At 54.8% G+C, this 20,939-nt stretch carries 20 protein-coding genes and 1 riboswitch; of the genes, 3 read left to right on the top strand and 17 right to left on the bottom strand.

The window, feature by feature from the left end:
* Window positions 1–31: 31 nt before the first annotated feature.
* Entirely contained in the window at window positions 32–784 is a 753-nt protein-coding gene (locus BS29_RS05750) for a glutaredoxin (protein ID WP_229956259.1), read from the bottom strand.
* A 44-nt stretch (window positions 785–828) separates the two neighbouring features.
* On the opposite strand from BS29_RS05750, the gene BS29_RS05745 reads away from it, so the two are divergent.
* Together BS29_RS05745 and BS29_RS05740 are read left to right on the top strand one after the other, a co-directional pair.
* The gene (locus BS29_RS05745; protein ID WP_407673751.1) at window positions 829–2,721 is read left to right on the top strand and encodes a copper resistance system multicopper oxidase; all 1,893 of its coding nucleotides are present in this window, start codon (window positions 829–831) and stop codon (window positions 2,719–2,721) included.
* Window positions 2,718–3,611, top strand: coding sequence for a copper resistance protein B (locus tag BS29_RS05740; protein WP_326838495.1), 894 nt, complete (start codon window positions 2,718–2,720; stop codon window positions 3,609–3,611). The genes BS29_RS05745 and BS29_RS05740 overlap by 4 nt, the downstream gene beginning before the upstream one ends.
* A 35-nt stretch (window positions 3,612–3,646) precedes the next feature.
* On the opposite strand, the gene BS29_RS05735 is transcribed toward BS29_RS05740, so the two are convergent.
* Genes BS29_RS05735 through BS29_RS05725 form a run of 3 tightly spaced genes read right to left on the bottom strand, consistent with a single transcriptional unit; the run spans window position 3,647 to window position 4,936 of the window.
* Window positions 3,647–4,204, bottom strand: a complete 558-nt coding sequence (locus tag BS29_RS05735; RefSeq protein WP_229956257.1) for a dihydrofolate reductase family protein — start codon at window positions 4,202–4,204, stop codon at window positions 3,647–3,649.
* On the bottom strand, window positions 4,201–4,608 hold the full coding sequence (locus BS29_RS05730) for a hypothetical protein (RefSeq protein ID WP_229956256.1): 408 nt from the start codon (window positions 4,606–4,608) through the stop codon (window positions 4,201–4,203). Before BS29_RS05730 ends, BS29_RS05735 begins: the two co-directional genes overlap by 4 nt.
* A 10-nt stretch (window positions 4,609–4,618) precedes the next feature.
* Complete coding sequence (locus tag BS29_RS05725) at window positions 4,619–4,936, bottom strand: YciI family protein (protein ID WP_229956255.1); 318 nt, start codon at window positions 4,934–4,936, stop codon at window positions 4,619–4,621.
* Window positions 4,937–5,052: 116 nt separating this feature from the next.
* Here BS29_RS05725 and BS29_RS05720 point away from each other — a divergent pair, with 116 nt between their 5' ends.
* The gene (locus tag BS29_RS05720) at window positions 5,053–5,640 is read left to right on the top strand and encodes a TetR/AcrR family transcriptional regulator (protein WP_229956254.1); all 588 of its coding nucleotides are present in this window, start codon (window positions 5,053–5,055) and stop codon (window positions 5,638–5,640) included.
* A 21-nt stretch (window positions 5,641–5,661) separates the two neighbouring features.
* On the opposite strand, the gene BS29_RS05715 is transcribed toward BS29_RS05720, so the two are convergent.
* The 13 genes from BS29_RS05715 to ftsA all read right to left on the bottom strand — a co-directional run bounded on the left by BS29_RS05715 (window position 5,662) and on the right by ftsA (window position 20,923).
* On the bottom strand, window positions 5,662–7,248 hold the full coding sequence (locus BS29_RS05715) for a long-chain-fatty-acid--CoA ligase (RefSeq protein ID WP_229956253.1): 1,587 nt from the start codon (window positions 7,246–7,248) through the stop codon (window positions 5,662–5,664).
* An 80-nt stretch (window positions 7,249–7,328) separates the two neighbouring features.
* Window positions 7,329–7,976 (bottom strand): DUF938 domain-containing protein, encoded by a 648-nt coding sequence (locus tag BS29_RS05710; protein WP_229956252.1) that lies wholly within the window; start codon window positions 7,974–7,976, stop codon window positions 7,329–7,331.
* Window positions 7,966–8,952 carry a bile acid:sodium symporter family protein gene (locus BS29_RS05705; protein ID WP_229956251.1) on the bottom strand — a complete coding sequence of 329 codons (987 nt, stop codon included), beginning with the start codon at window positions 8,950–8,952 and terminating at the stop codon, window positions 7,966–7,968. Before BS29_RS05705 ends, BS29_RS05710 begins: the two co-directional genes overlap by 11 nt.
* Before the next feature lie 33 nt (window positions 8,953–8,985).
* Window positions 8,986–10,569, bottom strand: coding sequence for an aminomethyl-transferring glycine dehydrogenase subunit GcvPB (gcvPB, locus tag BS29_RS05700; protein ID WP_229956250.1), 1,584 nt, complete (start codon window positions 10,567–10,569; stop codon window positions 8,986–8,988).
* Window positions 10,566–11,924, bottom strand: coding sequence for an aminomethyl-transferring glycine dehydrogenase subunit GcvPA (gcvPA, locus tag BS29_RS05695; RefSeq protein WP_229956249.1), 1,359 nt, complete (start codon window positions 11,922–11,924; stop codon window positions 10,566–10,568). The genes gcvPB and gcvPA overlap by 4 nt, the downstream gene beginning before the upstream one ends.
* Window positions 11,925–11,939: 15 nt before the next feature.
* Window positions 11,940–12,251 (bottom strand): hypothetical protein, encoded by a 312-nt coding sequence (locus BS29_RS05690; RefSeq protein WP_229956248.1) that lies wholly within the window; start codon window positions 12,249–12,251, stop codon window positions 11,940–11,942.
* Window positions 12,252–12,361: 110 nt separating this feature from the next.
* Window positions 12,362–12,733: a glycine cleavage system protein GcvH gene (gene gcvH, locus BS29_RS05685; RefSeq protein WP_229956247.1), complete on the bottom strand. Its 372-nt coding sequence runs from the start codon at window positions 12,731–12,733 to the stop codon at window positions 12,362–12,364.
* A gap of 29 nt (window positions 12,734–12,762) precedes the next feature.
* Window positions 12,763–13,908 (bottom strand): glycine cleavage system aminomethyltransferase GcvT, encoded by a 1,146-nt coding sequence (gcvT, locus tag BS29_RS05680; protein ID WP_229956246.1) that lies wholly within the window; start codon window positions 13,906–13,908, stop codon window positions 12,763–12,765.
* 166 nt (window positions 13,909–14,074) lie between these two features.
* Window positions 14,075–14,171, bottom strand: a riboswitch (glycine riboswitch).
* A gap of 99 nt (window positions 14,172–14,270) precedes the next feature.
* The gene (locus BS29_RS05675; protein ID WP_229956245.1) at window positions 14,271–14,945 is read right to left on the bottom strand and encodes an NAD(P)H-binding protein; all 675 of its coding nucleotides are present in this window, start codon (window positions 14,943–14,945) and stop codon (window positions 14,271–14,273) included.
* Window positions 14,938–16,104, bottom strand: coding sequence for a deoxyguanosinetriphosphate triphosphohydrolase (locus BS29_RS05670; RefSeq protein WP_229956244.1), 1,167 nt, complete (start codon window positions 16,102–16,104; stop codon window positions 14,938–14,940). Before BS29_RS05670 ends, BS29_RS05675 begins: the two co-directional genes overlap by 8 nt.
* Complete coding sequence (locus tag BS29_RS05665; protein ID WP_229956243.1) at window positions 16,104–17,876, bottom strand: SPOR domain-containing protein; 1,773 nt, start codon at window positions 17,874–17,876, stop codon at window positions 16,104–16,106. The genes BS29_RS05670 and BS29_RS05665 overlap by 1 nt, the downstream gene beginning before the upstream one ends.
* A 117-nt stretch (window positions 17,877–17,993) precedes the next feature.
* Entirely contained in the window at window positions 17,994–19,559 is a 1,566-nt protein-coding gene (ftsZ, locus tag BS29_RS05660; RefSeq protein ID WP_229956242.1) for a cell division protein FtsZ, read from the bottom strand.
* A gap of 104 nt (window positions 19,560–19,663) precedes the next feature.
* The gene (gene ftsA / locus BS29_RS05655; RefSeq protein ID WP_229956241.1) at window positions 19,664–20,923 is read right to left on the bottom strand and encodes a cell division protein FtsA; all 1,260 of its coding nucleotides are present in this window, start codon (window positions 20,921–20,923) and stop codon (window positions 19,664–19,666) included.
* Between the last annotated feature and the right edge of the window lie 16 nt (window positions 20,924–20,939).

The raw sequence follows: 20,939 nt of genomic DNA, 5'->3' as shown, positions 1-20,939 counted from the left end.
TTTCCTAACATACTGAAGCTGGGTCATCCGGTTAAACACTTAGCAGCTTGAAGCTCATCCATAAAGCCATGCCAATCATGAACAGATTTTCGGTCAGCGATACAAAGCCCAGCGGCACATTGCTGTCGCCGCCGACACAGGCGCATTTCAGCTCGCGCTTCTGAACATAGACAGCGTAGAATACTGATATGGCCCCAACTGTACCGATAAACAGCGCGACCGGAATGGCCAGCCACAGAGCCACGCCCGCAATCATCAGCACACCCGCCAGAGCTTCACCAAACGGATAGATATAGCCATAGCGAACCCATCGTTTGGCCAGCAGGTCGTAGTTCAAAAACATGGTAGAGAAGCTTTCGATATCGCGCAGCTTCAGAAATGCCAGAACACACATGGAAAAGGCGACAAACCACTCAATCGTCTTCAACGACAGCCACGATCCAGTCGCGACAAAAGCAGCCCCAAGGGCCATCAGAAACGTCATGGCAAACAAAGCAATGACCGGCTGGTAACTCGTCTCACTCTGTTTGTCGGCCGGCTTGGCTTTGCCGAAATGGACAAGCAGATCGTCATATCCACCAATTCGCTTGCCATCGATAAACGTCTGAGGCGTTGTCTTCACGCCTTTCCTTTCCTTGAAGGCATCAACCTCGTCCCGCGTGGCGAGATGATGATCGGCAACCTTGAAACCCTGTCGTTCCAGCAGATCTTTGGACTTTAATCCATAGGGACAGAGGTGCTCGTCCATGACCATCCGATGCAGTTCGGCCTGTCTATTTTCCATAACAATCATCCATATTGCCATATACCTATAGGGGGTATATGGGGATGTACATGATCAAAAGCAATCTCGCTATTTCCCGCCGCAATATGATTGGCAGCCTGGCTGCCCTTGCCGGAACCACGGCACTGCCCATGCCCGCCTGGGCCATGGGCAAAATGGGTGGCCGCGTGCGCAATGGCATGGACCAGCTGTCCGGACCGGACGTTGACCTGCATGTCGGAAGCGGCCTTTTCCGCACAGGTTCACGGTCCGGCCATGCCATAGCTGTCAACGGTACCGTACCCGGTCCGCTGATCCGGCTGCGCGAGGGTCAGGATGTCAGGCTGAATGTTCACAACATGCTGGACGAGGATAGTTCCGTGCACTGGCACGGGCTATTGCTGCCGTTTCAATTTGATGGCGTTCCGGGCATCAGCTTTCCCGGTATCAAACCCGGGGAACGCTTCACCGCGCCTTTCAAGGTGCGCCAGCATGGCACCTATTGGTGGCACAGCCATAGCGGATTGCAGGAACAAATGGGCCATTACGGACCGCTGATCATTGATCCGGCTGGCCCCGATCCCGTGCAATATGACCGGGAACATGTCATTCTACTCAGCGAATTTGCCGCCATGCATCCGCATGAGATCATGAAGAAGCTGAAAGTATCCGAAGGCTATTTCAGCCGCCAGAAGGCCAGCGCGACCGATGATTATGATTTCAGCGGTGCTGAGCGGCGCATGTGGGGCCGGATGCGGATGATGCCGACCGATATCGCTGATGTGTCGGCGCCAACCTACACCTATATGATCAACGGCCACGGGCCGGATGATGGCCTTGAACTTCCCTTCAGCCCAGGCGAACGGGTCAGGTTGCGTATCATCAATGGCAGCGCCATGACATTTTTCAATATCCGCCTGCCCGGCTTGCCGATGACCGTGGTTCAGGCCGACGGACAGGATGTTCAGCCGGTTGAGGTCGACGAACTGCAAATCGGCGTCGCTGAAACCTATGATGTTATCGTGCAGCCAACGAAAGAAGGCGCCTTTGCCTTGGCCGCAGAATCGATGGATCGCAGCGGGATGGCACAGGCCACGCTGACCTCTCAACCGGGCCGACAGGCGGAATTTCCCGCGCTGCGTGACCCACCGCTCCTCAGCATGACAGATATGGGCCATGGCGGCATGGATCATGGTAACGGTGCCCATGGTCATGAAGGGCATGGTGCTAAACCTGCCGCCGCGATGGATCACTCTCAGATGGATCATGGTAAGATGGGCCACGGAAAAATGGACCATAGTCAAATGGACCATAGCAAAATGAGTCATGGCGCGATGAAACCGGACACAAACCTGGGCGCCGCGCCAATGGATAACCATGATATGGCCAATATGGGCGGCATGAAGATGCGTGATACCAGCTTGCTGCCCGATAGCGTGAAAGTCGGGCCCGGTATCGACATGGTAGCGATGAACCCGATGGACCGGACCGGCTTTCCCGGCCTTGGCCTCGACAATGTGCCGCACCGAGTGCTCAACTATCGTATGCTCAAATCGCTGAAAATGGATCATCACAAACGGTCGCCGGACCGTGAAATGCAATTGCATCTGACCGGCAATATGGAACGTTATATGTGGTCTTTCGATGGCAAGAAAATGAGCGCCGTCGGCGATGATCCGATCCGCTTCCGCTATGATGAGCGGGTTCGCGTCAAACTGGTCAACGACACGATGATGGCGCATCCCATCCATCTGCACGGCATGTTTTTTGAGGTCGTGAACGGTCAGGGCCATCACCAACCGAAAAAGCATACCGTCATCGTCCAGCCGGGCAGCAGTGCCACTTTTGACGTGACGACCGACGAACCGGGCGATTGGGCCTTTCACTGCCATCTGCTTTATCACATGCACGCCGGCATGATGCAGGCGGTCAGCATTGAATTTCCGAAGGACGCATGATGCACCGAATATTTGCAGCCCTTTTGGCGGGTTCAACCGCAACGACACCCCTGCTTGCCCAAAGTCATGATCAGCATCAGAACCATAGTGCTATGGATCATAGCCAGATGGACCACTCGCGGATGGATGATCAACCCGATCAGCCTGCTGCTGAGGCCCCTGAGGCCGAAAGCCCATCCGGCCCGCTAAAGGCCGCCGATGCCATCTGGGGCGCAGAGGAAATGCTCGCTTCCCGCGAGGCGCTCTATGACGAACATGGCGATATGATGCTGTTCTGGTTTCAGGGCGACCGCGCCGAATATCGCGTCCGTGCCGGTGAAGACGGTTATCTCTGGGATGTTCAGGGCTATTATGGCGGGGATATCAACAAATTCTGGTTCAAAAGCGAAGGCGAAGGCAGTTTCGGCGAACCGATTGAAGATGCCGAGATTCAGGCACTCTACAGCCGCGCCATTGCGCCATTTTTCGATCTGCAAGCGGGCGTCCGGCAGGATCTGACTGGTCCCACCCGCACCCATGCAGTCGTCGGAATACAAGGTCTGGTGCCCTATATGTTCGAGGTTGATGCGGCGGCATTCCTCTCGGACAAGGGCGACCTGACGGCCCGTATCGAAGCTGAATATGACCAGCGGCTCACCCAAAGCCTGGTTCTGCAACCGCGCGCAGAGATCAATCTCGCTGCTCAGGATATCCCGGAGCTCGGCGTTGGCGCGGGCATCGACAATCTCGAGCTTGGCCTGCGCCTGCGCTATGAAATCGTCCCCGAATTCGCGCCCTATATCGGCATCGAGCAGGAATGGAAGCTGGGCGATAGCCGTGACTTCGCAAGAACTGCTGGAGAAGATCCGAGCGTGACCAATTATGTGGTCGGGGTTCGTTTCTGGTTTTAGCAGCCCAGTGAGACAATTATATTATCTCTCGAGGGTCAGCCTGATTTGCGATACACATTCATGACAACGCCATTGCCGGTCGGCTCCGTTTTCAACAATTTGAGCGGCCCGCCTTTGAAATCCGATTGAAACAGGCGCTTGCCGGAACCTACCGTCACTGGAAATACCCACAGACGGAATTCATCAATCAGGTCAGCAGTCAACAGGGCTTGGATTAGCTGCCAACTGCCGTGAATTTGCAGCAACGGACCATCTTGCTGTTTGATCTTGCGGACTTCCGAAGCGACATCACCGGACAGCACTGTCACATTTTGCCATTTCGGGTCAGTCAAACCAGAAGATGCAACATAAACATGGCCATTGTTCATGCTACTGTCCTGATGGCTTGAAAACAGTGCATAGGTTTTCCGGCCAAGCAGCATGTCATAAGGTTCGGCCATTGCCTCCCTTTGCACCTGTTCCATGACCGGATCCCAATAATCGGCAGCCCAGCCGCCCGATGTGAAACCACCGGAGCGATCTTCATCGGGCAGCCGCACGGCCTGCATGACACCATCGAGGGTAATGAAAGTCAGGGCTGCAATGTCTCTCATTTTGGCCCTTTCGAAAAGCGCTGATGAACAAAGCCTAGCACAAGACCAAACAAGAGAAATTGTATCGTGCTCGCCAATCCCTCAGTAATGATCCAAGCGGGAATAGACGGCGCCGCATATTTGGCCGGTTCCGTTACGGCTATATAAAAGCCGAGAAACAAACCAAAGCTGAGCGACACCATCATTGCGTCTTTTATTCTTGCGCCCTTTGGAGCCAAATAGCCCAAGGCCAAAGTCAAAATACTTCCCTGCACGATCATTGTAAGAAAACCGAGAGCCATTATGGGTTCAGCCCGCGCAAAATCTATGTTCTCATAATGTGCTACATTGACCACGAAGTGGTTTAATCCCTGCACTCCAAAGGTGATGAGGATGAAGGCAAGGATCGACAAAAGGTGCTTCACAATTACCTCCTTACATCGGCATATCCATCACTGGGGCCAGTTCAATGGTGCCGCCAATGTCGAGATGAGGTGATTTTTGGGTCATGGCGACAGCAGCATCCTGGCTATCAGCCTGAATGATTGTGATCCCGGACAGTGGGTTTGGCCCGCCATCGTCCGTCACCTGATCAGAACTGACGGTGATCGACGAACCAACCGGTACGCCGCGATCTACCACTGCATCACCAAGACCGTCCATCCACGCCATCCATTTCTGCATATGCTGCTGACCTTCTTCGGGTGTCATAGAAGTGTTACCGCCGTGATAGGCCAAGATATATTTCTGCATTTTCATTCTCCTTTGGGGGTTTGATGACTGTCGAGCGGCCTTTATTGCCTCGTTCTAAATATGTTAAAGAACATTTTTAGGTTTCTTTTATGATCCCCTGACACGGAGACAAGACAATGCCTTATAGTGCGGAACATAAACAGCAGACACGGGCCAGAATCATAGAGGCAGCGAGAATCCTGTTCAACCGATACGGGTTTCAGGACGTTACAATTGATATGGTCATGGAAAATGCCGGGCTGACGCGCGGCGGATTCTACAATCATTTCAAGACGAAAGAGCAATTGCACCATGCGGCTGTATCCAGCTTTTTGCATGGTCGCGGTGCGGAATGGCGGAAAGATGCGGGGGTCGATCCCAGCTCTCCGGGCGAAGATATGGTCCGTCAAATGATATCGGGTTATCTCTCCTCGGACCATCTGGGGGATATCGACGGGCAATGTCCGATGATCGCTCTGCCATCGGACATTGCGCGATCCAATCCGCAGGTGCAGACATCCTATCAGCAGCTGCTTGAAGCAATGGTAGGATTGTTTGAAAACGGCATTGGTAAGGAAGCCAATGACGCGCGGCAGCAAGCCTTGTCGTTGGCGGCACTTTGCGTTGGAGGCATGGTCATTGCCAAATCACTGCCTGACTCGGAATTGGCAGAAGAGGTACGGAATGCAGCGGAACGCTTTGCTCTGAGCCAATTGAAAGGCTAAGCGATTAAACTCCTTCCACCCCTAATTCACGCCGCGTTCTTTTCCCTCCCAATAAGGCGCTCGCAACTCTCTTCTTAGAATCTTGCCCGAAGCATTTCTTGGCAACTCAGGAATTACATCAACCGATTTCGGTACCTTGAACCCAGCAATGCGTTCCCGCGCCCAGCTTATCACGCTGTCGGCATCTATATCCCCTGTATCAGGCTTGGGTGAGACAACAGCTTTGACCGCTTCGCCCCATTTTTCATCGGGGATACCTATAACCGCGACTTCATTGACCTGTGGATGGCCGAAGATCGCGTTTTCGACTTCCGCCGGATAGACATTTTCGCCGCCCGAGATGATCATGTCCTTCACCCGGTCCTTGATGTAGAAATAACCATCCTCATCCATGATCGCAGCATCACCGGTGTAGAGCCATCCATCGGCGTCCACAGTCTCAGTCGTCTTCTCCGGATTATTGAAATAATGCAGCATGTTAAGACCGGATCGTGTGGCAATTTCTCCGATCGTTCCGGGCGGCACTTCCTGCCGGTTCTCATCGACAATTTTCATTTCGACACTGGGCAGCGGCACGCCAATGCCGCGCATCCGCTCATTACCCTCCGGATCATGATCCTCCGGCGGCAGGATACAGACCGTGCCGGTCGTCTCGGTCATGCCATATTGCTGACAGAACAAAGCCTGCGGCATGGTCTGGATGCACTGGCGCAGCAGTTCCAGCGGGATCGGGGCCGCGCCATAGGTGACGGACCGCACGCTGGAGAAATCCGTCTCCTGAGCCCGCGGCCAGTTGACCAGCATCTGGAGAGCGGTCGGTACCAGGAAAAACTGGTTGAGCCCTTTATCCACGCAATCGAGCACGCTGTCAGGATGGAATTCCGGGATCACCATCATCGTCGCACCATTGTAAAAGGCGATTGGACCAATGCCGGAGCCGGCAATATGCGCGCAGGGCATGACCGCCAATGTGCTGTCATCGGGACCGATATCGATCCAGGCATGTTCCGGCTTATTCTCCACCAGCGGGCGTAACTTGAAGAGATTATCACTGGTCAGCACCGCACCCTTTGGATTGCCGGTGGTGCCAGAGGTATAGAGTTGCAGCACGCCCTCCACCGGATCGGTTTCAGGCAACTCGCCAGGCTGGGTTTTTACCAACCATTCGTCGAGCGCCATCAGTCCATTGGCTTCCCCGGCGGCGAGAATAGTCTTCACCGTTCCCGCCTGCGCTGCTGCATCCTGCGCGATCTGGGCAAATTCCGGTTCGCAGATCAATAGAGGCGCCTGCGTGTCTTTCAGGACATAGGCAACTTCCGGCGCCGCCAAACGCCAACCAATCGGGGCGATCACCGCGCCCGCGCGGCTCGCGGCGGCAAAAAGAGTGAAATAAAGCGCGCTATTCTTGCCAAGCCAGCAGATACGGTCGCCCTTTTTGATACCGGAACCGACTAAGGCGCGCGCATAGTCCGTGACAATCCGGTCAAGCTCCGCATAAGTGACAACGCCCGCTGCATCGTCCAACGCAATATTATCCGGCAGACGCTCTGCCCAATAAGCAATGGATGAACCCATGCACCGGCGAATTTCTGGCCCTTTGTTCGACATGCCCGCTCCTTGATCTGTTTTATACAACGTTAAGCACTCGCTTAAATCAAGGCAAGAGGGTTGACGCTACGACAAGCGGGTCAGTTGCGCCGATAAAGGAGTGACAGGTTATTCGCCGGCATTTCAACAAGATCGGTGCGGGTGAAACCGTTTTCCTTAGCCAGCCCATCCATGTCGTCCACCTCCCTTATCCCCCAGCGCAGGTCGCGGCTTTTCAGGCTGCGGTCGAAGTCGAGATTGCCCTGCGCAGTGGGTGCGTCTCCGCGAAAATAGGGTCCATAGAGGTACAAGGAGCGACCGGGGGAAAGCAGCTTGGCGGCTTTTTCAAACAGGCCGATAGAAGCCTCCCACGGCGCGATGTGAACCATGTTAATGCACAGGATTGTGGCAGGCTTTTCGATATCCCAAGAAGCAGCCTCCGCGTCGAGTTGCAGCGGCGGCAGGACATTACCCACCCCTGCCCGCTTCGTCCAAGCGGCGACGGAACGACAACCATCAGGATCGGGGTCGCTCGGCTGCCATGTCAGGCCGGGAAATTTCTCGCCAAAATAGACCGCATGCTCGCCCGTTCCGCTGGCAATTTCCAAAACCGTGCCGCTATCCGGCAAGATGCCCCGCAACACTTGAACGATAGCATCGCGGTTACGCAGCGTGGCTGGGGCGTGCTTTTCATCTTGCGGCCCCGCCTGATCTCGAAACCAGGGAGTAGGATCGCCTTTACCGGTCATCGTGACTCTTCTCCATCATCTGACGCCGCCACACTGCGGCGAGGAAACTTCCGATCACCACGTGATAGACCGCCGATATCGCGCTGGGAACCGGGGCCAGCGCAGCCTGGATCGGGGTCGCAAATTGCGCCGCAAAGCCAGGAGTAGAAGCAAGGCTGGATCCCAGCCCGCTATTCTGCATACCAACCTCAATGCTGATCGTCCGGCGCTCGCTGATGCCAAAGCCCAATACTCTGGTCAGAAAATAGCCGAAGCCGAAGCCGAAAACGTGAAGCATCAAGATGGCGATCATCAGGATACCGAAATGCTGTTCAATCAGCGGTTTCGAATTGGCGATGATTCCGCCGACGATCAGGACAACCACTATCACCGACGCCAAGGGGGAAATGATGGCAATTTTCTTCGTCGCTTTGGAAAAATACCGATTGAGTAAAACGCCAGCAATGACGGGCACCAGCACAATCGAAACCATGTTGATGAACAGGTTCCACTGGTCAATTTCGACAAATTTTCCGGCCAACCAGCCGGTTAGCAGCGGTGTCGCGACAACCGCGACCAGTGTCGAAGCCATGGTCATCGTCACCGACAGCGCGAGATTGGCGTTGGCGAGATAGGCCACCACATTAGACGCTGTGCCACCGGGGCAACAGGATACGAGGATCAGGCCGACCGCGAGTCCGGTCTCCAAACCGGCCAGCATCGCTATGGTAATCCCCGCAAGCGGCATGACCGTGAACTGCAGGATGACGCCTGCTCCCACACATTTCGGAATGCGGGCAATGCGTTTGAAGTCATCGAAAGAAAGCGTAAGCCCCATGCCGAGCATGATCAGGCCGAGCATCACGCTAACCAAAGGTTGGCCCAGCGGCCGGAACCGCCCATCAACAACCCACAAAAAATGTTCGGGAATATACCAGGCCCAGGCCGTGCCGAGAACAGTCCACAGCGCAAACAGGTTCGTTAAGCGCTGGATCATTCCGCTCCCCCAAAAGTCAGGTGTCATTCAGCCCTATTCAGCTGCTTCAGCATATTCCTCCGGTTCTTTCCAGACCAAAATCGGCTTGCGGGCCGCCTGTGTCTCATCCAACCGTCTGCGCGGGGCGAAATGCGGTGCGGATTTCAGCAGTTCATCCCCCGCCTTGGCGCGCTCTGCCACCGAGCGCAATGCACCAATAAACTGGTCAATCGCTGCCTTGCTTTCCGTCTCGGTCGGCTCAACCAGCATTGCGCCATGTACCACTAATGGGAAATACATAGTCATCGGATGATAGCCTTCGTCGATCAGGCCTTTGGCGAGGTCTAGCGTGGTCAGGCCGTTGGCAAAGCCATTATCCGAGAACAAGGCCTCGTGCATGCACGGACCTGACTCAGCGAATGGCGCATCGAGCACATCCTCAAGGCTACGCAAGACATAATTGGCGTTTAGCACAGCGTCCTCCGCCACCTGTTTCAGGCCATCAGCGCCGTGGCTCAGCATATAAGTCAGCGCACGGGTAAACATACCCATCTGGCCATGAAAGGCGACCATCCGGCCAAAACTGTTTTCATGATGGTCTTCGGCGGTTTCCTCTTCGACCAGATGGAAATGGCCTTCTTCGGTCTTTTCGACAAAGGGCAAGGGCGCAAATGGCTCCAGCGCTTCGGAAAAGACAACCGGGCCGGATCCCGGACCGCCGCCGCCATGGGGCGTCGAAAAGGTCTTGTGCAGGTTGATGTGCATAGCATCAATGCCAAGGTCACCCGGGCGCACCCGGCCTACAATCGCGTTGAAATTTGCGCCATCGCAATAGACCAGGCCGCCGGCCTCATGCACTGCATCTGAAATGGCTTTCATATCCGGTTCAAACAAACCGCAGGTATTGGGATTGGTGATCATCACACCCGCCACATCAGGGCCGAGGCGCGCTTTCAAAGCGTCAAGATCGACGCGGCCCGCCGCGTTGGCGGGAATATCCTCAACCTTATAGCCCGCAAAAGCCGCTGTTGCGGGATTGGTGCCATGGGCACTTTCCGGAACCAGGATAACTTCCCGCGCGTCACCCCGCGCTTCGAGCGCGGAACGGATCGCGAGAATACCGCAAAGTTCGCCATGCGCACCCGCCTTAGGGCTCATTGCCACGGCGGGCATGCCGGTTAGCTTTTTGAGCCACTCGGCGAGCTGGTAAATGGTTTCAAGCGCGCCCTGCACACTGTCTACGGGCTGCAATGGATGGATGTCGGAAAAGCCTTTCAGCCGCGCCATTTTCTCATTGAGCCGCGGGTTGTGCTTCATCGTACAGCTGCCCAAGGGGAACAGCCCGACATCAATGGCGTAATTCTGACGGCTGAGCCGTGTGTAATGACGCACCGCTTCCGCCTCAGAGAGACCCGGTATGCTGATGGGTTCGTCTCGGTCGAGACCGCCCAGGCGGCTCTCTACCGCCGGTGCTTCGGGCAGGTCCACACCGCTGCGATCCGGCGATCCGGTTTCAAAGATCAGCGGTTCATCCACCATCAGCGCACGGTTGCCGGTGTGGGTTTTGAGTGCATCAGAATCGGGCGTTATGATATTATCTTCCTGTTTGGTCGGACGGCCTTCGGTCAACATGCTCATGCCAGTTCTCCTTCCAGCGCAGTCGCCAGCGCTTCAACATCCTCGTCACTCGTGGTCTCCGTCACTGCAACGACCAGCCCGTGCGCCAGTTCATTTGCATCGGGATAGAGCCGGCCCAAGGACACGCCAGCGAGGATTTTCTGATCCGCAAGCTTACGAACAATTGGCCGCGTATCTTTATCAAGAACCAGTGTGAACTCATTGAAAAAGCTGTCATTCAACAGCGATATACCGTTGATCTTCGCCAAGCGGCCGGCGGCCTCAACCGCCTTTTTATGGTTAAGCATTGCAAGGTCCCGTAGGCCTTTTTCACCAAGTAAAGTCATATGCGCGGTAAAGGCCAGCGCACAAAGGCCGCTATTGGTGCAGATATTGGATGTCGCCTTTTCACGGCGGATATGCTGCTCACGCGTGGAGAGGGTCAGCACGAAACCGCGTTTACCCTCGGCATCCACTGTCTCGCCGCACAGACGTCCGGGCATCTGCCTCACATATTTCTGTTTGCAGCCGAACAGACCAACATAGGGGCCGCCAAATTGCAGGCCAACGCCAAGCGATTGGCCCTCTCCCACTACGATGTCCGCACCCATATCACCAGGTGCCTTGATCGCACCCAGAGCGACAGGTTCGGTCACAACAGCGATCAGCAACGCTTTGTGACGATGGGCTTTTTCAGCCAGCTCAGACATATCCGATATGCGGCCCAATATGTCAGGATATTGCACGACGACACAGCTGGTATCGTCATCAATCTGGTCCAGCAAAGCCGCACCATCCGTCGCCGCATCCAGTGTCGGCGCACCGTCTACCAACTGGTCCTTGGTAAAGCGCGCCATCGTCTGCGCCACCGACACATAATGCGGGTGTAGGCCGGAAGAGAGAATCGCCTTGCCGCGCTTGGTGATGCGCCGCGCCATCACAATCGCTTCCCAGCAGGCGGTCGAGCCATCATACATGGAGGCATTGGCGACATCGACGCCGAACAGGCGCGCAACCTGTGTTTGAAATTCAAACAGGGTCTGTAACGTGCCTTGCGCAATTTCCGGCTGATAGGGCGTATAGGCGGTCAGAAATTCACCGCGCTGGATGATATGATCAACACTGGCGGGCACATGGTGGCGATAGGCCCCTGCCCCCAGGAAAAACGGCATATCGCCGGCAGCCGAATTATTCTTGGCCAGCTTCTTCATATACGCTTCAACCGCCATTTCCCCGGCATGCATTGGCAGACCGCGGATCGGACCATCGAGCTGTACTTCCTTGGGCACATCGACGAACAGATCATCGACAGAGGCTGCACCAATAGTGGCCAACATATCCTGCCGGTCTTCAGGGGTTAGCGGTAGGTAACGCATAGAACTTTTTCCCAATCAAATAATGAATTGAATCGTTTCCGGGTCGATATCGCCGGCCCGATCAAAGCAGAACGTAATCCCATTTCGACAGTGGTCATTCACAGTTCCTCGAATAACCACCTCCTTAAACTGAAGATGGTAAGCAACCATGTCAAAGTAGGTATCCGTTCCGATACTCAGACGTTTATCCATTGCAGCCGCCCATGCATCTGAAAGATGGTCTCCATCTGCAACCAACTTGGCGTCGTCAAGTGTTTGATACAGCCCGCAATCGTTCCCTGAACATATCCCAAGCCAACCTCTCACAACCACTGCTGTTCCGTTCAAAGTGTGAATGCGATCGCGAACCTCGACAACGGATAGTGCATCTGTTGGAGGAGCAGCTGTGCAACCTCCGACCAGAAGCAAAACGGCAGGGATGAGCGACCTGACTAACACTAAAGTTGATCCACAAACGCCTTGTAAGCCTTCTCATCCATCAGATCGTCGAGCTCTGATTTGTCCGACAGGGTCACGCGGAAAAACCAGCCATCTTCCTCGGCAGAGCTGTTTACCAGCGCCGGCTCCTCTTCGAGCGCCTCGTTGACCTCAACCACTTCACCGGACACAGCGGCATAAACGTCAGATGCAGCCTTTACTGATTCCACAACGGCGGCATCATCGCCCTGTTCCAACGATGCCCCGACTTCCGGCGTTTCGACAAAAACGATGTCGCCCAACTGTTCCTGCGCATAATCGGTAATACCGACCGTCGCGGTGTCACCCTCAACGTCCACCCACTCATGTTCATCGGTAAAATATCGGCTCATATTCTGATCCTTTTCCCTCTTCTATTCGTCTATAATTTCGGTTTGCGGTGATAGTTATGCGGCACAAAGGGCATGTCTGCGACGGTGCAGGCTATAGGCTTGCCGCGTTGTTCCACTATGATTTCGGTACCCGTATCGGATAATGCCATCGGGACATAAGCCATGGCGATGGGCTTTTGCAGCGTAGGGGAGAAACCACCGCTGGTGACGGCCCCAATGCTATTGCCATCGGTATCCACAACCACAGCGCCCTCACGGATCGGCTGGCGTCCGTTGACGAACAGCCCAACACGTTTCTTCCCAGCTTTGTTGGGATATTGCGCCAAAACGCGATCTGCACCGCCAAAATTGCCTTGCTCACGCCGCGCCTTGGACAGGGCAAAGTTGAGATTGGCCTCCACCGGCAGGATATCCGCATCCATATCATGGCCATAAAGCGGCAAGCCCGCCTCCAGGCGCAGGCTGTCACGCGCGCCGAGACCAATAGGTTTCACTTCATCCAGCGCACATAGAGCCGCCGCGAGTTTCTCGGCATGCTCCGCCGGAACGCTAATCTCGAAACCATCTTCGCCTGTATAGCCCGAACGGCTGATCCCAAGCGGGATATCACCCCACATAAAGGGTCCGGCTTCCATGAAGTAAAGATCCGTCGGCACCGGCCAATCCGGCTGCATCGGCCCAATTTCCAGCTTTGCAAGGGCCTCACCGGCCTTCGGTCCCTGCAATGCCAGCAAAGCCTGGTCTTCCATATGGTCCAGCGTGACATGATCGGGCAATTGTGCTTTGAAATAGGCAATATCATCATGCTTGGTCGCGCCATTGACGACCAGATAGAGATTGCGGCCGGTATTGGTGACCATCAAATCATCCAAAATCCCGCCATCCTGCGCCAGCAACAAGGTGTAGCGGATCTTGCCCGCGCCCAGTGCAGAGATATTGCCCGGGACAATCGCTTCCAGCGCTTCGGCCACACCTTCGCCCATTAATTGCACCTGCCCCATATGACTGACATCAAACAGCCCGGCGTTCTCTCGGGTCCACAGATGTTCGGCCATTACGCCCTCATATTGCACTGGCATTTCATAGCCGGCAAAGGGCACCATGCGCGCGCCAAGGCTGCGGTGCCAGCTATCGAGGGGCAGTTTCTTCAATGTCTCGGTTTTGTCATCACTCATTAAAAATTCCGCCCATGCATAAGGTACAGCTCACAGCAAAAAGCCTGCAAAACTGCCCCCTCTGTCACGGAACCTGAGAGTTTCATGGCGCATAGTGAGCAGCCACTTACCCCTTCGGTGGTCCACCATTGCTTAAGCAACGGCGGGCTCTTTCCAGAGTGCTTGTAAAGCTCATGCGGTCCATCAGCCTGAGAGTTTCCGGGGCGGTTGCTCCTTCGGCGGCCAGTCTTTTCAGGAGATTGGCGCTCTCCCGCACAGCTTCGTGATATATGCCTGTAAGGCTTTCATCAAAAGCAGGCCAAAGCGTGACCGAGCGGACAGCCGGAGTCAATGATTCGATCAGGCGGAGGACTGTAAAAAGTTCAAGCTGTTTCCTGTTCAGCCAATTTCCATATCGCATCATTTTCATGGATATGAACGCCGGCCTGCTCCTTCTCGAGCAAAACGGCAATGGCAGAGGCCACTTCCCGCGCATCGATGGAACGATAACGCCGCAACGAACCGTGGAGCAACCTGTCCATCAATGGGCTGGCGATAATTGCCAGGCTTTCGCCCAGGCGCGGATCGTTGGATCGCTCCCCGCGCAGCAGGCCGGGGCGAATAATATCGAGCCGATCGAAACTTTCTTCGCGCAACAGCTGCTCCGCCTGCCCTTTGACTTTCAGGTAAAATCCCGAAGCCTCTGCATTGGCCATCGTCGAAGACACGGCGATAAACTGACGCGCGCCGGCCGCTTTGGCGGCTTTTCCGACCGCACCGACGAGATCACGGTCAATTGCGGCAAAAGCCTGTTTCGATCCCGCCTTTTTCATTGTCGAGCCAAGGCAGGACACCGCCTGCTGGGCCTTGATCGATGCGGTTACCTCTGGCCATTGCTCGTTCGGTGCCACATGAACGGTGGCAGCACCGTAATTTTCCTCTACCGGCTTGCGGATCAGCAAGTGCAGTTCATTGTCGCGCCCATCAGCAACCAATTTGCGGACCAGCAAATTGCCAATCAACCCCGTCGCCCCCACAACCAATATGGCCTCAGTCATTATTCACCCCAAAAATCTGTGCGTGACTGTTGCTAGCATAGCGATCGGTCATTCCCGCCATGAAATCAGCAATATGCCTTATGCGATCGGGTTCTGCAGATGGCAATGTAGCCGCCCAGCCTTCGGCCATCAGGTCTGGCTTGTCCCGATAAGCCGTGACCAGGTCAGCGACCACCACCCGCGCTTTGTCAGCCGCCGCCATCTGTTCGGGATGATTATAGAGATTGGCGTACATGAAGGTTTTGAGTGTGCGCTCTTTCACGGCCATATCATCCGAAAAACCGCCAATCATCCGGCCCGCCTTACGCACGTCATCAGCGGTTTCGACGCCAGTTTCCTTGATCCTTTGAACCGTGGTTTCAATCACATCATTGACCATCAGGCCGATTTGATCACGGATCAGTTCCGGCACCAAGCGGTCTCTTTCAATATCCGGGAAGCGCGTGCAGATATCGGACCAGCGTTCTGCGATAAATGGCAGCGCCAACAGCTGATCAATACTCAGCAGGCCCGCCCTTATGCCATCATCAATATCGTGATTGTCATAGGCAATATCATCCGCCACGGCTGCGATTTGCGCTTCAAGCGACGGCCAGCTTCCCAGATCAAGATCCATTGCCGCATTGGCTTCGGCCATCGCCCAAGTGGGTTCTGATACCGGGCCGTTATGCTTCGCTAGCCCTTCCAGCATTTCCCAGGTCAGGTTGAGGCCATCCCAGCGGGGATAAGGCCGTTCTAATTTGGTCAGCGTCCTGATTGTATGGGCATTATGATCAAAGCCGCCATGATCTGCGAGAGCCTCCTCGAGCGCATCTTCTCCCGCATGACCAAAGGGTGGATGACCGATATCATGGGCGAGACAGAGCGCTTCAGTCAGATCTTCGTTGAGACCGAGCGAGCGCGCAATTGTTCGCCCGATTTGCGCGACTTCCAGGCTGTGGGTCAGGCGAACACGAAAATGATCGCCGTCGGGCGCAACAAAAACCTGGGTTTTATGACGCAAACGGCGAAAGGATATCGAGTGGATGATACGGTCCCGGTCCCGCTGAAAATCATCGCGCGGTCCCCGAACACTGCCGCCATTTTCAGCACGACCTTCGTCAAAACGCCGTCCGCGGCTTTTACGCGGGTCGCTGGCATAGCTCGCGATCTGCGTCATTAGTTCAGCTTGTTCACTTCCGTGCCGTTGGCACTCACCCAGGCAAAGCCATCACCACCATTTTTGCGGAATCCGGCTTCAAATTTTTTTGCTGCACTCAAATCGTCAAAAGGACCGACCACCAACCGCCTAGTCTTTCCCCAACGCGAGGTCCAACCATTGGTTCCTGCGAACAAGTCGGCATTTTTCTTGGACATGCGACGATAGTCAAATTTCAAAGCGTTAAGATCAGAGCCAGTCGCGATCTGGACCCAATAGCGCTTGGGATGTTCGGGCGGCTTCGGCTTGGCCTCAACTTTCTTCTCGACTGGTTTCTCCGCCACCGGTTTGGGTTTTGCTGGCGTGATTGCCGCCAAGTCTACCGGCACAACACCGGCATTCTTCTCCGTCTCAGGTATCGCAATCGCTCCGATAATTTCGGACAGGGGACGACGCGGTGTGGCCGCTCCGGGCTCGCCATCTGTCCCCGATGATGATCCAGATGAACCTGCATCGGCCAAGTCGAAATCCACCAGTTGAACAGGCTTTTTCGATTTGTTGGTATCGGGTTCAGCGGATGCTTTCACATCACCAATATCAACTTTTCTCGTGACAGTTTCAGATATCAATGGCGGTGCCTGGGCTATTTGTCTTTCGGCCTTTTCTGTCGATCCGCCTACTGCAGTTTCAAATCCTGGGGCAGCGGGTGATTGTTTTGTTCCAGAGGCCGTGCTTGTGACAGGGTCATTCGGCCGATCCACAACAGGCTTCACCAATGGTCTTGCCTGGGTTGGCGTGGGCAAGGAACGGCGCAATAGAGGCATCTTGCTATTACTTGCTGGACGAGCAGCGATCTGCTTCTCTTTCTTATCGCTGCTCTTGGCTCCCGGACGACGTCGCGGCGATGTGTCTGGCATCGCCAATACTCTTGGCTTCTCAACATCCGCACCAAGCGGCTCACCAACCGGAATCAATCCGGCATCTGCCCCATCGCCGCCGCGAACAGCGCTTTTGGCCGCCAAGCGAACAGAGGCCACATCCACACCGATATTCTCGCTGGCGGGAAAATGACCAAAATGGACCGCCGCCGCCTTTTGCGCCGCGGTCAACTTTGGCATACGATCAAAAAATGGCTTGATAGCTCTCGCCATCTGCTTTTGCATGGTCTGACTTGCAATTTTGTTGGCTTCCTTTTTCTGACCATTCATCGCCAAAATAAACGCCCGGTTTCGCCAAGCCGCCCGATCACTTTTTTGAAGCAGAGGATTAAGCTGTTCTTCTGCGGCGGCAACATCGCCGCTAATGCCCAGCGAAATCGCATAGCGACTGAGCAATTTGTCACTCCGACCATGTTGCAACGCCAGAGCATAGTCTTTCTGTGCATCTGCATTGCGGCCGATCAGATCATAAGCCAGCCCTCGATCGACCGCGATATCCTTTGCGGCAATGCCGTTGACAATTGCTTCGTCAAAATAGCGGATCGCTCCGAAAGGGTTCTGCTCGATCAGAAGCGCCCGAGCGAGCCCGGCCTTTACACGACCACTTTTTGAATAAATCTGATCCGCTTTGGCCAGAAAGCCAATAGCTGCTCTGGTATCACCCAGTTCCAGGGCTGCCAGACCAGCATCTGCAAGCGCTGAAGAATCATTGGAATTACGGGCTATACGCCGCAACGCATCCTGCAATTTCACGCGATAACTGTCAGTTCCGCTCTGCGCTAGCGCCGGAATCGGCATGCCAATGCTTGCCAGCGGAATGGCCGCCAGAATCAGATATTTTGAAAGCGTTTTCACCTTCTCATTAGACGGCTAGATTCAATCAAAATCAAGCTCTCATAAAGACGGGAAAGGCCAACTGCCCCGATCAGACGATAGGAAACCATTGCCCGTAGCTCGTCGATAGCGAAGTCCTTACTGGTTATTTTGGCGATTCAGAAATCGTGGTATGTCGAGTGGGTCGCTTGACTTTTCCTCTTCATCATCCCCTTCCTCATCGGCCTTGTTTCCGCCGCGGGTAAGGTTGGACATGCGCTCGAACAAGGTACCACCACCGCTGGCAACACGCGGTGCAGGTTCATTTGATGCAGGTGCAGCTGGATCATCTGCTTCCATTGGCTGAATGGTATCATCGCCCAATACCAGCTCATCTTCTTCAGGCTCTTCGCTAACCATGCCGGGCGTCAATGAAGCAAAGGATGGAGCAGCCGGGCTTTCAGCTTCCAGATCATCGTCATCCGAATATGTTGCTGCCGGGACAGGTGCTGGTTGTTGCTCGACCTCAACCTCAGGTTCTGGCTCTGGTTCGGGAACTGGATCTGGTTCTACGACCATCTCTGCTTCGGACGTTTCGAGACTATCAGCCATGTCCAAAACAGGTTCTTCATCCTGAGCTACTTCTTCCTCCGTTTCGGCTTCTGATTCCGCAGGTATGGTCGATGCAAAAGAAGGCGTTGCTGGAGCCGGATTACTCATCGCAAACGAGGAGCTCACCGCTGGAGCGGCGACCGAACCATCGCTATCGATGCCTGTGGCGACCACAGATACACGGATGCGGCCATCGAGATTTTCGTTAAACGCGCTACCCCAGATGATATTGGCGTCGGGATCAACTAGCTCACGAATATGATTAGCGGCTTCGTCGACTTCCATCAGGCGCATATCTTCACCGCCAGTGATTGAAACGATGACACCTTTCGCACCCTGCATCGACACACCGTCGAGCAGCGGATTAGCAATGGCTTTTTCAGCCGCTTCGAGGGCACGACCATCACCTTCGGCTTCGCCAGTGCCCATCATTGCCTTGCCCATTTCGTGCATCACGGAGCGGACGTCAGCGAAATCGAGATTGATCAGGCCAGGCATAACCATCAGGTCGGTAATGCCACGAACGCCTTGCTGAAGCACTTCGTCAGCGAGCAAAAACGCTTCTTTGAAAGTCGTGTTCGGGTTGGCGACGAGGAACAGGTTCTGATTGGGGATGATGATCAGTGTATCGACGTTTTTTTGCAGCTCTTCGATACCGGCATTGGCCGATTTCATTCGCCGGGTGCCTTCAAATGTGAACGGCTTGGTAACGACACCTACTGTCAAAATGCCTTTGTCACGCGCCGCTTTAGCAATAACTGGAGCAGCGCCTGTGCCGGTGCCGCCACCCATTCCGGCGGCAATGAAGCACATATGTGCACCTTCCAACGCCTGCTCGACCATCTCTAATGTTTCTTCAGCCGCAGCGCGACCGACTTCCGGACGGGAACCAGCGCCAAGGCCCTGTGTAATTTCGGGCCCAAGCTGAATACGGCGCTCTGCAGGAGAACTGTTCAGCGATTGCGCATCAGTGTTGCTGACGATGAAATCAACGCCCTCAACCTTTGCCGCGATCATATTTGCGATCGCGTTACCGCCCGCGCCACCAACGCCGATGACGGCGATGCGTGGTTTCAATTCTTCCACTTCGGGTGGGCCAATATTGATGCTCATTTTACTGTCTCCCCAGACATAAACTCGATGTGTAACATTTGGGTAACGCTTTGCACAAATTTGATGTTGGAATCACCCCAAAAGTTAATTTTTTTCGTAAATTCTTAAAAATTCCCCCGGATTGCCGACATCAGCCGCCCAATAACCGCAGAACCGGCATATTTGTGGACGTTTTGATGGCTGCTGGAAAGCGATCTGAGGTCGACAGGTTCCTGCGACGCATAAAGCGCAAGTCCAGCCAGTCCGGCAAAGCCGGGACCGCTATGTGCTTCAGGCAGAGCCACAAGACCCATCGGGCGCCCAACCCGTACCGTTTGCCCCAGTGCTGACTGTGCATAATCAGCAATACCTTTCAATTCAGCACCGCCGCCGGTAAGTACAACCTGCCGGCCGACCGGCCCAGTGAAACCCAATGCTTTTAGTGTTTGGCCAATTTCACCAATCAAATGATCAAGACGTTGGCGGATGACACCGATTAACTGTGCCTTTGTAATACGCCCTTGTTCATCCGTTTCGGGCCCTGCTTCGTCCAGTTGCAGATCGATCACATCATGATTGTCACGCGGACTGGTTGTGGCCGACCCATGGAAGCATTTAATCCGCTCTGCCTGGGCGCGCCGCAAGCCGAAGGAAGAAGCAATATCATCCGTGATATCCGCAGCACCATAAGGCAAAGTGGCCAATCCAACGAGCATACCACCTGCGAAGAGCGACACATTGGTAACCTCAGCTCCCAATTCGACCATGGCGACACCAAGTTCGCGCTCCTCTTTGGATAGGCAAGCCGTACCGGCTGCAATCGGGGAGGCAATGATGGATTTCACATTGAGATGCGCGCCACGTACACTCATGTCGATATTGCGAACAGGTGATGCGTCGGCAAGGATCACATGGATATCGACACCCAGCCGGTCAGCATGCAATCCCTTCGGTTTCTTGACGCCGGCAAGACCGTCAATGGTGTAAAGTGCAGGCTGCGCGTGCAACACCATCTTGCCGTGGGGATCAATACTATTACGCCCGGCTTGCAGGAGATGGTCGATATCATCTTGTTCAATCCGTTGTCCGCCAAGCTCTGTTTCGACCGAAGTCAACATGCTCGTTAGCCCTCCGGCAGAAAAGCTTACCCAGACATCATCGATATTGGTCCCAGCAATTCTTTCAGCCTGTTCAACCGCATCACGGACATCCAATTCGGTTCGTTCAGTATCGGCAATATAGCCGCGCTTCACACCTTTGCTAGCACGCTGCCCCGTACCCAGCACGGTGATATCGCCGTTGTCCATCCGGCCAGCAATCATCGCTGTTATCTTGGAGGATCCGATATCCAAAGCGGTAAAAATCTTTTCTACCCGTGCTGCCATTTACCTGTTCCCTTGC

The organism is Parasphingorhabdus litoris DSM 22379 (genome assembly GCF_020906275.1).
GTDB classification, from domain to species: Bacteria; Pseudomonadota; Alphaproteobacteria; order Sphingomonadales; family Sphingomonadaceae; genus Parasphingorhabdus; species Parasphingorhabdus litoris.
This window is presented reverse-complemented; position numbering and strand designations above follow the sequence as displayed.

Excerpts from the sequence above, each read along its gene's own strand:
- BS29_RS05750 (WP_229956259.1), bottom strand. The coding sequence starts at position 784 with ATGGAAAATAGACAGGCCGAACTGCATCGGATGGTCATGGACGAGCAC.
- BS29_RS05745 (WP_407673751.1), top strand. The coding sequence starts at position 829 with ATGTACATGATCAAAAGCAATCTCGCTATTTCCCGCCGCAATATGATT.
- BS29_RS05740 (WP_326838495.1), top strand. The coding sequence starts at position 2,718 with ATGATGCACCGAATATTTGCAGCCCTTTTGGCGGGTTCAACCGCAACG.
- BS29_RS05735 (WP_229956257.1), bottom strand. The coding sequence starts at position 4,204 with ATGAGAGACATTGCAGCCCTGACTTTCATTACCCTCGATGGTGTCATG.
- BS29_RS05725 (WP_229956255.1), bottom strand. The coding sequence starts at position 4,936 with ATGCAGAAATATATCTTGGCCTATCACGGCGGTAACACTTCTATGACA.
- BS29_RS05720 (WP_229956254.1), top strand. The coding sequence starts at position 5,053 with ATGCCTTATAGTGCGGAACATAAACAGCAGACACGGGCCAGAATCATA.
- BS29_RS05715 (WP_229956253.1), bottom strand. The coding sequence starts at position 7,248 with ATGTCGAACAAAGGGCCAGAAATTCGCCGGTGCATGGGTTCATCCATT.
- BS29_RS05710 (WP_229956252.1), bottom strand. The coding sequence starts at position 7,976 with ATGACCGGTAAAGGCGATCCTACTCCCTGGTTTCGAGATCAGGCGGGG.
- BS29_RS05705 (WP_229956251.1), bottom strand. The coding sequence starts at position 8,952 with ATGATCCAGCGCTTAACGAACCTGTTTGCGCTGTGGACTGTTCTCGGC.
- gcvPB (WP_229956250.1), bottom strand. The coding sequence starts at position 10,569 with ATGAGCATGTTGACCGAAGGCCGTCCGACCAAACAGGAAGATAATATC.
- gcvPA (WP_229956249.1), bottom strand. The coding sequence starts at position 11,924 with ATGCGTTACCTACCGCTAACCCCTGAAGACCGGCAGGATATGTTGGCC.
- gcvH (WP_229956247.1), bottom strand. The coding sequence starts at position 12,733 with ATGAGCCGATATTTTACCGATGAACATGAGTGGGTGGACGTTGAGGGT.
- gcvT (WP_229956246.1), bottom strand. The coding sequence starts at position 13,908 with ATGAGTGATGACAAAACCGAGACATTGAAGAAACTGCCCCTCGATAGC.
- BS29_RS05675 (WP_229956245.1), bottom strand. The coding sequence starts at position 14,945 with ATGACTGAGGCCATATTGGTTGTGGGGGCGACGGGGTTGATTGGCAAT.
- BS29_RS05670 (WP_229956244.1), bottom strand. The coding sequence starts at position 16,104 with ATGACGCAGATCGCGAGCTATGCCAGCGACCCGCGTAAAAGCCGCGGA.
- ftsZ (WP_229956242.1), bottom strand. The coding sequence starts at position 19,559 with ATGAGCATCAATATTGGCCCACCCGAAGTGGAAGAATTGAAACCACGC.
- ftsA (WP_229956241.1), bottom strand. The coding sequence starts at position 20,923 with ATGGCAGCACGGGTAGAAAAGATTTTTACCGCTTTGGATATCGGATCC.